This window comes from Actinoalloteichus sp. AHMU CJ021 (assembly GCF_002895405.1).
GTDB classification, from domain to species: domain Bacteria; phylum Actinomycetota; class Actinomycetes; order Mycobacteriales; family Pseudonocardiaceae; genus Actinoalloteichus_B; species Actinoalloteichus_B caeruleus.
The window spans coordinates 5999780-6014921 of record NZ_CP025990.1; the positions used below are offsets into that span (position 1 = coordinate 5999780).

At 70.6% G+C, this 15142-nt stretch carries 10 protein-coding genes; 5 read left to right on the forward strand and 5 right to left on the reverse strand.

Annotated elements, in window-relative coordinates; genetic code table 11:
* The first annotated feature begins 52 nt into the window (after positions 1-52).
* Positions 53-589: a GNAT family N-acetyltransferase gene (locus tag C1701_RS25180; RefSeq protein WP_337661951.1), complete on the forward strand. Its 537-nt coding sequence runs from the start codon at positions 53-55 to the stop codon at positions 587-589.
* Here C1701_RS25180 and C1701_RS25185 read toward each other — a convergent pair.
* Complete coding sequence (locus C1701_RS25185) at positions 556-3507, reverse strand: helix-turn-helix transcriptional regulator (protein WP_103056747.1); 2952 nt, start codon at positions 3505-3507, stop codon at positions 556-558. The genes C1701_RS25180 and C1701_RS25185 overlap by 34 nt on opposite strands.
* Positions 3508-4575: 1068 nt before the next feature.
* Between C1701_RS25185 and C1701_RS27885 the strand changes: the two genes are divergently transcribed.
* Complete coding sequence (locus C1701_RS27885; protein WP_337661952.1) at positions 4576-4764, forward strand: hypothetical protein; 189 nt, start codon at positions 4576-4578, stop codon at positions 4762-4764.
* A 177-nt stretch (positions 4765-4941) separates the two neighbouring features.
* Here C1701_RS27885 and C1701_RS25190 read toward each other — a convergent pair whose 3' ends face one another.
* The 4 genes from C1701_RS25190 to dapA all read right to left on the reverse strand — a co-directional run bounded on the left by C1701_RS25190 (position 4942) and on the right by dapA (position 9182).
* Positions 4942-5271 (reverse strand): hypothetical protein, encoded by a 330-nt coding sequence (locus C1701_RS25190; RefSeq protein WP_103056748.1) that lies wholly within the window; start codon positions 5269-5271, stop codon positions 4942-4944.
* A gap of 819 nt (positions 5272-6090) precedes the next feature.
* Positions 6091-6624 (reverse strand): YceI family protein, encoded by a 534-nt coding sequence (locus C1701_RS25195; protein WP_103056749.1) that lies wholly within the window; start codon positions 6622-6624, stop codon positions 6091-6093.
* Positions 6625-6812: 188 nt separating this feature from the next.
* Positions 6813-7616: a GNAT family N-acetyltransferase gene (locus tag C1701_RS25200; RefSeq protein WP_103056750.1), complete on the reverse strand. Its 804-nt coding sequence runs from the start codon at positions 7614-7616 to the stop codon at positions 6813-6815.
* 657 nt (positions 7617-8273) lie between these two features.
* Positions 8274-9182: a 4-hydroxy-tetrahydrodipicolinate synthase gene (gene dapA / locus C1701_RS25205; protein ID WP_103056751.1), complete on the reverse strand. Its 909-nt coding sequence runs from the start codon at positions 9180-9182 to the stop codon at positions 8274-8276.
* Between the two features lie 72 nt (positions 9183-9254).
* Between dapA and C1701_RS25210 the strand changes: the two genes are divergently transcribed.
* The 3 genes from C1701_RS25210 (at position 9255) to C1701_RS25220 (ending at position 14918) form a co-directional block, all read left to right on the forward strand.
* On the forward strand, positions 9255-10166 hold the full coding sequence (locus C1701_RS25210; RefSeq protein ID WP_103056752.1) for a LysR family transcriptional regulator: 912 nt from the start codon (positions 9255-9257) through the stop codon (positions 10164-10166).
* A 619-nt stretch (positions 10167-10785) separates the two neighbouring features.
* Entirely contained in the window at positions 10786-11172 is a 387-nt protein-coding gene (locus tag C1701_RS25215; protein WP_016697305.1) for an effector-associated constant component EACC1, read from the forward strand.
* A complete protein-coding gene (locus tag C1701_RS25220; RefSeq protein WP_103056753.1) occupies positions 11169-14918 on the forward strand; it encodes a caspase, EACC1-associated type in 3750 nt (1249 codons plus the stop codon). Before C1701_RS25215 ends, C1701_RS25220 begins: the two co-directional genes overlap by 4 nt.
* Positions 14919-15142: the final 224 nt, after the last annotated feature.

The window sequence follows — 15142 nt, forward strand, 5'->3', positions numbered from 1 at the left end:
CCATCGCCTCGGAGGAGGTGGCATCCTCACCAACGAGCGGAGAGGAGTCGAGATGACCACCATGGTGTTGCGGCCCGCCAGGCCGGAGGAGGCCGGTGCGCTGAGCGACCTGGCGCTCGCCGCGAAAGGGCACTGGGGTTACGGCCAGGAATTCCTCGCGGCCTGCCGGGACGAACTGACCTTCCGTCCCGAGGACGTGGCACGAGGACGTTTCGTGGTCGCCGACCACGACGGCCTCGTGGTGGGCTTCGCCAGCATCGGCGGCGAAGCCCCGGGCGGCGAGCTGGAGAACCTGTGGGTCACGCCGAGCAGGATCGGCACCGGTCTTGGCCGGGTCCTCTGGCTGGACGCGTTGGCCAGGGCGGCGACGGCCGGGTTCGAGTACCTGACCATCGATGCCGACCCCAACGCCGAAGGCTTCTACCGGAGGATGGGGGCCGAGCGGGTCGGCGAGGTGCCGTCATCCTCGGTTGCGGGTCGGATGCTGCCACGGATGCGGGTCAGGGTCTCGCCGGCCCCCTCGGGCGGCAACCGCTCCACGTGTCGCCCATCGCATCACGCGGAGCGGTCGTGCGATCCCGTTCGCTGATCGCTCGCGCCTACCGCCCCCCTGACCCGGTAGGCCGCGGAGCGCGCCGCGGCTCGGCGGCCGGTGTCGCGATCCCTCGCCAACCCCACCTCACTCCCGGGCTTGCCAACGGAGTTCACATCGCGTCGAAGGTAGGCGGGTAGGTCCGTTCGTTTGGTGACCTTGAGCTTGCGGAAGATCTTCGTCAGATGCTGCTCGACGGTGCTGACCGTGATGTGCAGCTTGCCGGAGATCTCGCGGTTGGTGAATCCGAGTGCGGCGAGCGCCGCGACTCGGTGTTCGGAGGTGGTGAGGGCCCCAATCACGGCCTGTTCGGAGGCGCCAGGGGCCCCGGGTCTGGCCACCGTCGGGACCGACTGCCCGTGGGTGGTGCTCAGCGGCGGGTCACGTCGCTCGCTGGTGACTGGTCCCATCTCCAGCCGGCAGGCCCGCAAGAGGCGGCCCGCGCGGTGCGACACCATCCGCGCTTTGGCCGCCTGCCCAAGCGCCTGGTGCGCCTTGCTGAGATCGAGGAGCGCGTGGGCCAGCTCCAGACGGTCACCGCTGGCCTGCAACAGCTCCACGGCGTCCTTGAGCAGGCGCAACCTGCTGCTGGCATCGAAGGTGGCCGCGACGATGCGCGTCGCCGCACCGTGCGCTCGCGCACTGGCCCGGCGGCCGAGTTCGAGCTGTTCCTCGGCGAGCGCCCGGGCTTCGGCGACGTGACCCAGCCGCAGATGGGTCTCGGCGGCATCGGTACGCCACGGGGCCAGGCCCGGGGCCTCGAACCCCCAAGTCGCCATGAGCTCACCACAGCGTTGGAAGTCCTTCAGCGCCGCGGCGGACCAGCCGTTCGCCAGGTAGTACCGTCCCCTGGCACGCAGGTAGGTCACGCCGAACCCGGTTCCGAACATCTCGTCGGGAACCGGTTGGCGGAGATGGCGCTGCACGGCGTCGTGGTCACCCACGACGGTTCCCACGGACACCAGGACTCCCAGGGGCATGCCGACTCCGACTCCCCAACCCTCGATCCCGACAGCCCGGATCGCCCGGTTCGCGTAGCTCGCGGCCCGGGGCAGCTCGCCGTAGCGCAACGCGATCTCGGCACGACATGCCGAGAACATCGCCTCCCACCAGGTCGCGCCCCGCACCTTCGACTCGGCGAGCAGTGTGTCGCACCACCGCAGGGCCACGTCGAGCTGGTCGGAATAGATCATCGCCTGGAGCGCGTACCAGGCCGCCTCCACTGTGCGGTCACCAAGCACGGTGGCTCGCAGCACTCTCTCCGCAGGGGCTACGGAGGCAGCTTCGCTGTCACCGGAGAGGACCGTGCTCAACACGACGGAGGCCATGGCTGGCCAGCTGGCCGGAGACGAGTCCTGCTGGGTCTCCCCGGTCGCCTTCGCCCAGCGCGCGGCGAATTCGGGATGGGAGTGCGCGAGCCACAGTCCGAGGTGTTTCAGCGGTTCGCTGACGTCCCCGTCGTTGGCGCGGTACTCGTGACCGAGCCGGTTGAGCACGCCCGCCGCGTCCTGGCGCCGGCCGTTCCACAGCAGGTAGTACAGCAGGCGCGCCGTGTGGGTGACGTCCAGCTCGCCCGCGCGCTCGTGCTCCAGCAGTCGGGGTAGGTGACGGACGGCGTTCGCGGGGTTACCACGCCACTCGGCGTCCAGCAACGCGAAACGCAGTTTCGCGCTCGTGCTCCCCTTGCCGCAGCCGAGGAGCGCGCGTTCGAGGAAGTCGACGGCCGCAGCGGGCTGGTCCGCGCGCAACGCGTCCTCTGCGGCCTGCCGCAACCTTTGCACCGCCCACCTGTTGGGTACGTGGTCGGTGGCCAGCAGGTGCCGGGCGACGACAATGACCCCGGCCTGGTCCTCGTGCAGTACGCGGGCGGCTGAACGGTGCAGTCCGGACAGCTCCGCTGGCGCCACGCAGTCGAGCACGGCCTGGCGGAACAGCGCGTCCTTGAAGTCGTTGTCCTCAAGGCATCCGACGAGCCGCAGCGTCTGGAAGGCCCGTTCGACCTCGACGCGCGGCTGACGTAGCAGCGCGCACACCCGTCCCACGGTCGTGTCGGTGCCGAGGACGGCGACCGCCCGGGCGACACCGAGCGCGTCGGAGCCGCTGCGTCGCAGGCAGGTCAACACGGCCTGCCGGAAGGCATCGCCGATGACTGGGCGCGCGTCAGGGGCGGCCGGGACCGACTGGGGAGCGTCCAGTTGGTCCTCGATCAGCGCACGCACCAGTAGTGGGTTTCCGCCGGTGATGAGGTGGCAGGCAGGGGCGAGCCGGTCGGCGAGGTCGGAGGCGATGTGGCGGGCGAGGATTTCCGCCACGCCGTCCGAGGACAATGGAGCGAGTCGCACACGGCGGAAGTTCGCCTGGCGGATCAACTCGATGCGGTAGGCCGGATGGGTCGCGCTGTCGTACACCACCTCGGTAACCAACAGCATGATGCGGGCCGACCGGGTGTGGTTGGCGAGGTGGAGGATGCACTCCATCGACTGGGCGTCCACGTACTGTGCGTCGTCCACGGTGATGAGCACCGTGTCCTTCTGGGACAGCTCGAGGACGAGCTCGAGGAGATCCTGGGCGACGTCGAAGGTGGTGACCTCCGCTGGTTCGTCACTGAGGGCCGGCCGCTGACCGGCGGTCAGCCGCAGGAACGCGGCCGTCCGAGCCGTGGGCACGCGCATGCTCGCGACGAGCGAGCGAACACCGCCGAACGGTCGATCGCCCTGGCCGCGCGACCCCGTCACACTGAGTACCACTGCGCCGTGCGTGGCGCGGTGGTCGGCGAACGTCCGCAGCAGTTCCGTCTTGCCGCTCGCGGCCGCACCGTCGACCAGGGCTATCCGACCCTGCCCTCCGGCGGTCTCCGCGAACAGCCTTTCCAGCAGCTCGAACTCGAACCGCCGTTCGACCAGCACAACAAGCACCTCGCCTGATCCGCCCCAGTGAGAGAGACGTTCGACAGACGGCAGGATTCCGAAGGTCCCAGTGCGATGCCCATCGCCCGTAAGCCTGTCGCCTCGTCAAACCCCCAGTCGCGCATCCCTGCAGCACGCCGAGGAACACCTGTTACTCCCCTGCGGCGAACCATATAGCCCTGCCCTCGCAGCCGCAATTATTTCAGGAAACAACGCGCGACAAATGACTACCGGGTACTACCGAGCGTGATCCAACGATCACTAATTGCTCGCCGAGTTCGTTCGGAAACACGCCCGCCACCGGATCGTTATCAGCCCAGGTCGGACAGGTCCCCATCGGGCGAACTTCGCTATCCCGCGCCAAATACGGATAACTTCCGTCGTGGAACTCGCCAACCGGCGGAACAGCGATCACACGGTAGTCGAGCGACTGCGTTCCGAGACCAAGGGGCACCCGAAGGCGCGAAAGAACCATACACCTGTCACACGGAGACTCCGTTTGATCACCGACCGTCGCGACAACACGGAGGACAATTCTCGACGGCGATCACCGAAAGTCACGGACTCGGATTTCGAGGTCCCCGCTCATACGCGGAACTCGGCCCCTGGGCGCGCCGCCAGGAGCCCACGCCGCGCATAACCACGTTTCCGCGCATGGTCGGTGAACCGGCCTCCGGCCTCCCGTCCCACCCTAACGCCAACCAGGCATCTCGCAAGAAGTACTGATCGAGCCGAGCTCGAAACCATGCGAATCGATGGGGCCATTCGGAACGCGCCAGTACGTAGACTCACAGGATTCTGACACCCAGCTCGACGGGCAGATCTCTACCTCGTTTGACATTCAACTTCCTATATACGCGGGTGAGTGCTGTTCCAACCGTACTCACCGTGATGTGCGGTTCCCCGCGATCTTCCGGTTCGGACATCCGAGCACCGCGAGCGCGGCGAGCCGGTGCTCCGAGGCGGTAAGCGCCGTGGTGTCCACCGGCCGACGCGGACCGCTGGCGACACGGCGGGTTGTTCGTCAGCACGGAGCGGCTTCCGTGACAGCGGTGCCGCGCCGGTGACCTTGGCAAGGTGCCAGGCCCGGCCGAGCACCATGCGCGCCCGGCGGTTCTCGCCGAGGAGGTGGTGGCCGTGGCTGAGATCGGTGAGCACCTGTGCCTGCTCGTAACGGTCACCGCACCGTTCGAGGAGTTCCAGTGCCTCGGTGAGCAGCTCCGGCCGTCGGGCAGCCGGAGCGTTCCCGGCGAGCATGCGCAGTGATGACGCCCGCGTGCGGGCGTGGCCCGCGTCCGACCGGGAGCGCTGCTCATCCGCGAGTCGCTGGCCTGGTCATGGTTGCCGAGGTGCACCCAGGCCTCGGCGGCGCTGCTCCGCCGCGGCACCGTCGAGGACGAGTCCACCCCCCAGCCGCGCAGCAGTTCGCCGCAGGACAGGAAGTCAGCGAATGCGCGGTGGCCCTGGTTGAGGCCAGGTGGTGATGAGCTTCACATCAAGGCAGCGGGGCCCGTGGCGACTATCGAACAGGGCCGAGGGCACGGGTTGGTGGACGTACTCGGCCGCGACCGCGTACTCGCCCTTCCTGGTCGCCACCAGCACAACGCTGCTCAGCGGGCCCCCGACCGTGACGCCCCGTGCTGTCGGCGGAAGCAGGTGGAGCGCGGCACGACCGTGAGTGACGGCACCAACGAGGTCACCGGTGCGCAGCGCGATATCCGCGAGCACCGAGCTGATCATCGCCCGCCACGTCACGTCGTCGGCGCCCACCACGGCCAGCAGCCGATGGCACCAGCGCGCAGCGGTGTCGAGCCGGTCGACGCGGCAAGGGTTTCGCAGTGCGACCGAGGCTGCCTCCTCGGACCAACAGATCCGCTGCCCGGAAGCGCAGTCCGGATACGATTCGGTTCGAGATGTTCGCCGCGACTCAGGAACGCCCCGCCGCGACCAGCTTCGACGAGCAGCCGAGAAGGCTGACCAGCTCCGCTGGTCACGCGTTCGTGTCCTCGCGGATGGTCGCGATCCAGCCGCCCCCACGAGGGCCGCGGGCCGAGGTCCGTGCATCACACATCGCTGGCCGAGCGGAGGGATCGACGCCGGTCACTGTGAGCGCGTCTGATCAGCGACGCGAGGTGCGGGGGCCCGCAACCCCAGGTCCTCCTGCCCGTGGGGAGGCTGCCCGCCGCACTCACGGCGAGCGGCCAGGGCGGTCCGAGACGGCCCCGTGTGGGGGAGTCGATGGGCACGCGCGGCGAGCGCTCGATGAGCTTCTCGCGGTCGGCACCGTTACCAACGACCACTTGCACCACGACGTTCTGCGCCGCGTGACGGAAGCGCGCCCTCGGGGGCAGGCGTGGCACCGACGGTCGTGGTCAGGGCGCGATCGCCCCCGTCCAGCGGCAGTCCTCCCGGCACAGTGGTGGCCTCGTGGCCGCCGCTCCGGACCTCGTCGAGGACGAGCATGTCCGAACGGCTGGTATCCGCCTGGCTAGCTCCTGACGCGCCACGTCCGCAGGCGACGCCCTCCGTCCCCCGCGACGCTCTGCCGGGGCCGTGAACGAGAGAACCAGTTGCGTAAGTCATACCAATGCGTCAACGGGTGGCGATGACGTCGAGGGTCAGCTGGAGCGTGCGGCCGGTCATCCCGCGTCCCGTGGTCACGTCGAAGTCGAACCGGTCGATCGTCGTCGTGGCTCGGGCTGCGAGTTCATCGCCGCCGCCAGTGACGCTGGTGACCTCGAGCCTGACGGGACGCGTGACATCCCGGACCGTTAACCACCCCTCGATCACCCCCAGGGTGCCGGTCCACTCGAAGCGCTCGCTCGCGAACAAGATCCGCGGGTGGTTGGCGACGTCGAGGTAGTCGGACGAGCGGACGTGCTCGTCCCGCTGGGCAATGCCGCTGGAGAAGCTGGCTGCCGAGACGACGGCTTCGACCGTGGACCCCGTGGTGGGTTCTCCCACCTCGACCGTGCCGCTCTCGACGGAGAACGTTCCCCGCACACCGAGCAGCCCGAACAGCGCCCTCGTGCGGAACGAGATCTCCGACCTGGCGGCATCGATCGTGTAGACGCCGGCAGCGATTCCCTGCCCGTCGTCGACGTTGCTGTCGCCGGCAGCGCTCATCGCCGTCGCCCCCCGATTCACAGTGGATGCGCGGAGCCTAGCAACCCGGAGAAGCCCGGTCGGCCCCTCCACCTCAGCCCGGAGGTTCGATGACGCGGCAAGTGGTCCGCCGGCGGGATGCGACGATCGACCCGGACGTGAGGCGGGACGCGCGCACCCTCACCACCCTCTCCCCGCACGCGGGGTGATCACGGTGTGGGCACATAGAAGTGCAGGGGTGAGTTCGGCCGGAAACCGATGCGTCGGTAGACCGGCGCGCCGGCGGCGGTGGCGTGCAGGGTGGCGCGGGTGAGCCCGGTGGCGCGAGCACCCTCGTGGAGCGCCCTGCGCGTCACGGCCTCCCCGAAGCCCTGCCGCTGAGCCTCGGGCGCGGTGGCCACGAGGGCGACGAACAGCCGGCCCGCGCACTCCATCGTCGCCGCCGCGCTCACCGGAACCCCGTCCCGGAGGGCCAGGTAGGCGTGCACACCCGCCTTCCACAGCTCGGACCCGTTCAGCCCGTCCCGGCCGTCCTCGAGGGCGAACCCGTAGGCACGGGAGTTCAGGTCCGCGTACGCCTCGAGCTGCTCGTCGGTGGTCACCCGCTCGCAGGTCAGACGCGGGTGCTCGGGTGCCGCCCCGTCCGGGACGTCGGCGCTCATCCCCATCCCGGAGAACGCGCGGGTCAGCCCGGCGCGGTCGGCCGCCTCGGGCAGCGCCCGGCGCGCGGCGTCGTCCAGCAGGTCCTCGAACAGCCACAGGTGCCCCGGACGGGACTTCCCGCGCATGATCCGCGCGGCCTCCCCCAACCGCTGGTCGAGCAACGCCGGGTCCACACCGACCTCGGTGAGGGTGAGGCAGTTCCAGAACGGGAAGCGCGACTCGGCCCACCGGACGGCCACTCCGGGGAGGTCCCGGACGTCGGCCGTCGGACTGGCGTCGAGCACCAGGCCGCGCCAGGCGGTGGCCAACTGCTCCACCGACTCCACCGTGTCCTCCAGCGTCTCGGTCATCCACCCAGATTCCCACCACGCGGCGGGCTGGCGGGCTCGCTCGTCGATCATGACCGCAATGCCCGACACGGTCCACCTGATCGGGTGAGGCGCGGGTCCCGCCAGGACGGAGCTCCGGCGGCTGGTGACCGCCGAGTCCCTGCCGACGAGGCGGCTCCTCGTATGCCGGCGCCCTCGGCCTCGACCACTCCCGTCGGGAGAACGGGCCAGACCTGCGGGCACCGTGTGCTCCCGCGACACGTGCCGGGAGGACAGCGTCCGGCCCCTGCCTGGCCGCTGCCCGCCTGGTGCTCGTTCCCCCGGCGTCGGCCCACCCGCCGATCGGGCCCCGGGGGCCGGGCGGAGCACGGGCGTTCAGGCACCGGCGCTCCCGGCGTTCGCGGGTGTCGGGCGCTCGGGTTCGTGGCCCTCGGCCGCCCGCTGGCGGACGGTGCTGTTCGGGGTGTTCGCGGGCGGCGCACCGGGCGGCGCCGTCCTGCCCGTGCGCTCCCCCAGCGCACGGCCACGCCCGCCCTGGCCGGGGCACGGGGAGCTGGCGGGTGTCATCCGAACCAGGGGCCGGCAGCGGTGGGTGGCAGCGCGCACCCAGCCGTGGCGGAGAACGGGCTGATCCGCAGGGCCGCTGCGCAGAAGCGTGGGCAGCGGGTGACGTGGTGGTCAGGCCGGGAGCGCGACCGCCGCCAACGCGGCGCGCAGCCGTTGGAGGTCGGCGGGCGTTGAGGGGAGCAACGGACGGCGCACCGTGGCGTGCGGGATCACCCCGAGCTCGACGAGCGCGGCCTTGGCCATGATCGCGCCCTGCGAGGTGCGCATCACCGCGTCCGCGAGGGGGATCAGCCCGGACTGGAGCTCCCGCGCACGGGTGAGGTCTCCGGTGTGGACGGCTCCTAGGAGCTCGGCGTTGCGGCCGGCCGCGACATTGCCCACCACGCTGACCACACCCACCGCCCCGCACGCGAGGTAGGGCAGGTTCAGTTCGTCGATGCCGCAGTAGTAGGCCAGCGACGTACCGGCCATGACGGTCATCGCCTCGAACAGGTCCCCCTTGGCGTCCTTGACCGCGCGGATCAGGGGGTGGCCGGCGAGTTCCACCAGCGTCGCGGCTTCCAGCGCGGTCCCGGTGCGCGCGGGGACGTCGTAGAGCATCACCGGGAGGCCGGTGGCCTCGGCGACCTCCGTGCAGTGGGCGACGACCCCGGCCTGCGTCGGCCTGGAGTAGTAGGGGCAGACGAGCAGCAGCGCGTCGGCTCCGGCGGCTTCTGCCTGCCGTGCCTGGCGCACGCTGGCGGCGGTGTCGTGGGTGCCGACCCCGGCGATCACCCGAGCCCGGCTCCCGGTCCGGGCGGCCGCGGTCCGCACCAGCCAGGCGGTCTCCGCGTCGGTGAGGGTGGGGGCCTCACCGGTGGTCCCGCCGACGACGATCCCGTCGCACCCGTTGTCCACCAGGTGGTCGACCAGCGTGAGGAGAGCGGGTTCGCTGATCGCCCCGTCGGGGCGCATCGGCGTCACCATCGCGACGAGGTTCGTGCCGAACACGAGGTGGGCGGGGATCGACGGGTCAGTCATGCCTCGATCCTGTCGATGCCCATACCTGCGGTCCAGCGAGGGTTTCTTGCCGGTACCGCGTAGCATCCCTTCGTGATCGACGTCGTTGGCCTGCGGGCGCTGCGGTCGGTGGCCGCTCTCGGCAGCCTGGTGCGCGCGGCCGACCAGCTCGGGTTCACGGCCTCCGCGGTTTCCCAGCAGATCAAGCGGTTGGAACGCCAGCTCGGGGTCCCCGTGCTCTCCCCGGCTGGCCGAGGGGTGGTGCTCACGCCGGCCGGGCAGGCCCTCGTCGACCGCGCACCCGAGGTGTTCCAGGCGCTGGAACGGTGCGCCGACGCCGCCCAGTCGGTGGCGGACGGCGCTCCACGCGGGGTGATCCGGGTGGTCGCCTTCTCCACCGCCGTTCGAGGACTGCTCGCCCCCGCCCTCCCCCGTCTGTCCTCGAACTGCCCCGACCTCCGGCCGAGGATCACCGAACAGGACCCCGAGGAGGCCCTGCACAGCGTCGACGCCGGTACGGCCGATCTCGCCCTGGTCCACGACGCCGACGGGTTGCCGACCGCGCTGCCGCCCTCCCTCGTCCAGCGCCACGTCCACACCGACGTCGGCGACGTCGTCATGCACCGGACGCACCCGCTCGCGCGGTGCGACGCGCCCCTCGCGGAGACCGACCTGGCGAGCCACAGCTGGGTGACGAGCCCGCCCGGCACCGTCTGCCACCAGTGGTTCCGGCGGCTGTTCGCCCAGGCACCCGAGGAGCCCGACGTGCGGCACCTGATCGACGACTTCGCCACCCAGCTGTCCCTGGTCTCATCCGGTGAGGTCATCGCGCTGGTCCCTCGCCTGGCCCGCCCTCCGCTGGGGGCGGAGCTGGTAGCCCGCCCGCTGCGGCGGCAACCGAAGCGTGAGGTCCATGCGGCGTGGCGGCGCAGCGCCGACACCAGCCCGGCGATCCGCGCGCTGCTCGCCGAACTGGGGTTTCCGGAGTCCGAGGAGCGGCGGTAGGGGCCGCACGATGCCGGCTGTAGGACGACCTCCCCCTCGGCCAGCCCGGGTCCGAGGCGACGAGGGCAACTCGTTCACGGGCCGGCACGGCAGCCGCTACCGCCTCGGTGTCCTGCCTGGGACGCCGCGCACCGGGACCCAGCCCGGGCCGCGTCACCGCTGCCTGTTCGGACGGGTCCGCGCCGGTCCGGGGACGACGACCGCACCGGTCAACAGGCCCACCTGCGATGGGTGGGTCCGCGCAGGTCACCGGCACGGCGGTACACCGGGTCCGCGACGCGCGCAAGGAGTGATCGCGGCGACGGGACCAGCAGCGCGTGTACCGACACCCCCGCCGCTCCTCCTACATGAGCGGCACCTCCGACCCGCGGGGCGGCGGACTTCCCGCGATCCGGACCACCCCGTCCTCCGCGCCGAGCGGCGGGACGGGGTTCCACCGGGTCCTGGCCGTTCGGGCGGTACGAGCCGGTTCGACCGATCGGAGGAGCAGCCGAACGAATCGTGCGACGCGAAGTACTCCATTCAGGGGGACACCCCGCGATTGGTCCTGCCAAGGCGCACCTCGGCTCTACCCTCGCTCCCGGTTCGGCACACCACCGTGACTGACGGGGAGGACGACATGGCGGCAGGGACACACGTCTACCGGGTTGCGGTGCTGGCTGGCGGGGACCCGTTACGCGAGGAGCGGTTGACCCGGTCCCTGCGCGACGACCTCACTCGTGTGGAGGGAACGTCGGTCGACTTCACGAGCGGGTCCTCCTCCGGTCTCCCGGGGAGCAAGGGCGGCAACCTGACGAATGTCGCCCTGCTCGTGGCCGCACTCGCGGCGTCGAAGCCCCTCGCGAACGTCCTCGTCACGGCGATCAGGGAGTGGTGCCAGCGCGATCGCCATCGCAAGGTCCGCGTCACCTGCGGCGAGGCCACGCTGGAGATCACCGGGAAGCCCGATCCCAGCCAACACCAGCTCGTTCGCGAGTTCCTCGAGAAGGTCGAGAACGCGGAGTGAACCGCCGCCTGCTGCGACGACACGCACTCCTCATCCACACCGAGGTCTACCAGGACCCGGCCTTCTCCGACCTGCCTTCCACCCGGGCGGACACCTGGCAGTTGCGGCAGGTCCTCGAACACCGCTCCGTCGGCGGGTTCGAGTCGGTTCGGGTGGCCGCGGACCTTCCCGCCGACGACCTCCGCGTGGAGATCGACGAGTTCCTCGACGAACGCGAGTCGAACGAGCTGGCGCTCATCTACCTCAGCGGACACGGCGTGAGAATGGTCGCGACGACGGGCGAGTTCTACTTCGTCGCGACCGACACCAAGGCCGACGAGCTCGCCGCGACCGGCATCAGCGCGGGTTTCATCAACGGGTGCCTCGAGGATTGCCGAGCGCCGCACAAGGTCGCCGTCCTCGACTGCTGCCTGAGCGGGGGGTTCACCCTCGGCTTCCGCACCACCGACTCCGCGCGCGGCACCGCGAAGTCCGGAGGATCGGTCCCTCTGAACAGCCGCGGCGTTTACGTGCTGAGCTCCTCGGGGCCCCTTGAGGAGTCGTTCTCCGGGGCGGACACCCCGGACGGGCCGGCGCCGTCGGTGTTCACCGGCGCGGTGGTCGAAGCGCTCCGCACGGGCAAGGCGGCCAAGGACGGCTCGGGGACCGTCTCCGTCGACGACCTGTTCGACCACGTCACCCGGCAGCTGCGGAGCCGGAACGGCCAGATCCCGACCAAGTCCTCCCTCGGGGTGAACGACCGCATCGTGATCGCGTCGAGCCCGGCAGTCGGACCGCCGGTGCTCGCGCCGCTCGCACCCAACCGCCCTCCGAGCCGTGCTCCCGGACCGGACCCCCTGGAGGCCGACGACCAGACCGGGAAGCGCCCCGTCTCGTGGAAGGAGCTGATCGACTACTACCGGGCGTGCGTGCTCGAGGACGAGTCGGGGATGCCGTACCTGCCGGTGTCTGAACGAGACCAGAGCTACGTCTGCCTTCCAGGCGCTGAGCGGATGATCTCCGGTGACCTCGACGAGGACGGCACCACCGACGTCCCGGAGGAAGCGGAACGGTTCCTCCGGACTCTCAGCGAGCACGATGAGCTCTGGACGGGGTACCCCGCCGTCGTCCTGCACCAGCAGCGAAGGGGGAAGCGCTGGACCGCGCCCCATTTCGCACCACTGCTCGTCCGCCGGGTCGAGGTCGTCGGCGGTGAGGGCGGCGCACCGCTCCGCTTCCGGCCCTACGGGCAGGTACTGCCACATCCGGGTTTGGCCGAGGACTTGTTGGGGCGGGAGGAGGCGGCCCACCTCATCGGGACCTACCAGCCGACCTGGCCCGGAGGACAGCACAACCTCCTCGCTACGGACGCCCGGAACCTGCTGCGACAGGACTTCGCACTGCCGTGCGTGCAGGAGCTCCGCCCGGAATCCCTCGACAAGCGCATCGACACGAACTCGCCTGGTGACGGCGCGCGCAACGCCGCTGTGCTGATCCGGGGCACCGAGGCCACCGCGGCGAGCGGAAAACTGCTCAAGGACCTCGACTACATCGCCGACCACCACCGCGAGATCAACGACACCGCGTTGGGCGCACTGCTCCAGGCTGGCGACCATGCCCCACCAGCGGCGAGCACCGTGGTCACCCTGCTGCCAACGAACGAGGCACAGCTCGCGGTCCTGCGCGCCGCGATGTCCCAGCGGTTGACCGTGGCCACCGGTCCACCCGGTACGGGGAAGAGCCAGCTCGTCGCCAACGCGGTCGCCACGGCGGTGACGAACGGGCAGTCGGTGCTGGTGGCCTCCACCAACAACCAGGCGGTGAACGAGGTCTGGCGGCGCTGCGACCGCCTCCTGCGGGACAGCGTCGTGCGCACCGGGTCGTCCTCCTCGGAGGAGGACTACCGCCAGCACGAAGCCGATGCACTGCAACGCCTGCTGAGGTGGAAGCCCTCCGACACCACTCTCGCCACGGCACGCGCCGAGCACACCAGGAGCAGCAGGCAGCTCGACCGGGTCCGCGCGGACCTGACCCGCAAGGCGGAGGTGGAGAAGGAGCTGCTCGATGTCGGTGCTCGTCGGGAAAGCGAGGCGGACCGCCTCGACCGCACCGCGCCGTCGCTCGCGGAAGCCCTGGGGCCCGCACCAGAAGCTTGGGAACGGAAGGCTCGGCGGCTGGAGAAGGCCCGCTTCTTCGGTGGTTGGCGGCGGAGCCGGCTCCTCAAGTCAGCAGGGTTGGAGACCACCGAGGACAGCCGGCGGCACTGCCGTCACCTTGCCGACTTCGCCGGTGCCGAAAGCCGGTGGCGACGTCTTCGGGCCGAAGCGGACACCGCCCCCTCGGACGAGGACCTCGGGACTTACCTGAAGTCAGCGGAAGAGGTTGTGCACCAGTCTTCTCTCGCCTTGTGGCGAGTCGCCGCCGCCGAGGCGGTCGACCGAGGTAGGAGCGCTCTCCGCGCCCTCATCCAGGCCCCGGCCGACAAATCGGACTGGCGGGCCCTCCGCGAAGTGCTACCCCACGTACGGGCCTGGGCGACGACGAGCCTGTCGGCCCGGCGGTTCCCCACGGGTGGCCGACCGTTCGACCTCGTGATCATCGACGAGGCCAGCCAGTGCTCCATCCCCCAGGTGTTGCCGCTGTTGTTCCGGGCACGACGCGCGCTGGTCATCGGTGACGTCATGCAGCTCGAGCACATCACCAAGCTCGTTCCACAACGCGAGGCCCCCATTCGACGCCGCACAGGCGTCGGATCCCCGTTCCTGGAGAAGCACAAGCTGTCCTACCTCCGGCATTCGGCTTTCCACGCCGCGGAAGCCGCTCACGGTGGCAGCTCGTTGCTGGACGAGCACTACCGGTGCCACCCGGACATCGCGGCGGTGTCGAACGAGCTGTTCTACGGGGGCGCGCTGACCGTGCTCACCGACGTGCGGAGCCGTGCGACAACCGGCCGCCCCGCGATCGCCTGGTCCAACAGCGCGGGCCGGCCGCAGCGTCCCCGGGCGGGCACATCCTGGATCAACCGGGAAGAGGCCGCGCAGGTGAGGAAGTGCGTCGAGTACCTCCTTGCGCAGCTGCCGGACGACGCGACCATCGGCGTCGTCACCCCGTTCAAGGCGCAGCAGTCCGAGCTGGACCGGCAGCTGGGCGATCACGACCGGGTGCGGGTCGGCACCGTGCACACCTTCCAGGGCGGGGAGCGGGACGCCGTGGTGTTCTCGTTGGTCGCCGGGGAGTCGATGAGCCCGGGTGCCATCAACTGGGTGAACAGCCAGCTCAATCTGTGGAACGTCGCCATCACCCGGGCCAGGTCCCACCTCGTCCTCGTCGGGGACCGGGATTTCTGGCGCCAGCGGGGTGGAACGGGTGGCGAACTGCTCCGCGCCGCCGAGAAGGACCCGGCATTCGGGCCTGGCGACTCGGCGCAGCCCGACCCGCTCGCGCAACGGCTCTACGAACTCCTGTCCGACGTGCCGGACGTGAGCCCTGAGCTGGGGAGGCGCCAGCACGGCCATCCGGTGGACGTGCTGCTCAAGTGCAGCGGCGATCCGGCGCGACCGGTGCTGCTCGACCGGGGGTGCGACGGGGGCATGGCACCCGCGCGGCACCTCCGCCTGATGCTGCACCGACGGGCCCTGGTGCGGGCGACGGAGGATGCACCCGCCGTCCGCCTCCCCGCGTGGACGGTTCACGACTCTGGCGCAGCGCTGGACCTGCTCGGCATCACCGGGTCGGAACCAGTTGGCGAAGTGGAGCAGCCGCGTTGATGTCCGGGGCTGGGGTTCCTCACCGAGCGGCCGCGAGCGCTCTGACGTGGGGGGCAGGACGGTCCGCTCTCCGCGTCGGCGGTCGGGCTCGGCGGTGCTCTGAGCACTGGGTGCGTGCTGCGTGGCCGGCTCGGCCCGGGCATCGGCGACCACCACGAGCAGCGGTGGTGGTCGGACGCTCGACAGCGTCTACCCCGGTGATCAGCTCCGGCGCCAGCTGGCTG

Excerpts from the sequence above, each read along its gene's own strand:
- C1701_RS25180 (WP_337661951.1), top strand. The coding sequence starts at position 53 with ATGACCACCATGGTGTTGCGGCCCGCCAGGCCGGAGGAGGCCGGTGCG.
- C1701_RS25195 (WP_103056749.1), bottom strand. The coding sequence starts at position 6,624 with ATGAGCGCTGCCGGCGACAGCAACGTCGACGACGGGCAGGGAATCGCT.
- C1701_RS25200 (WP_103056750.1), bottom strand. The coding sequence starts at position 7,616 with ATGACCGAGACGCTGGAGGACACGGTGGAGTCGGTGGAGCAGTTGGCC.
- dapA (WP_103056751.1), bottom strand. The coding sequence starts at position 9,182 with ATGACTGACCCGTCGATCCCCGCCCACCTCGTGTTCGGCACGAACCTC.
- C1701_RS25215 (WP_016697305.1), top strand. The coding sequence starts at position 10,786 with ATGGCGGCAGGGACACACGTCTACCGGGTTGCGGTGCTGGCTGGCGGG.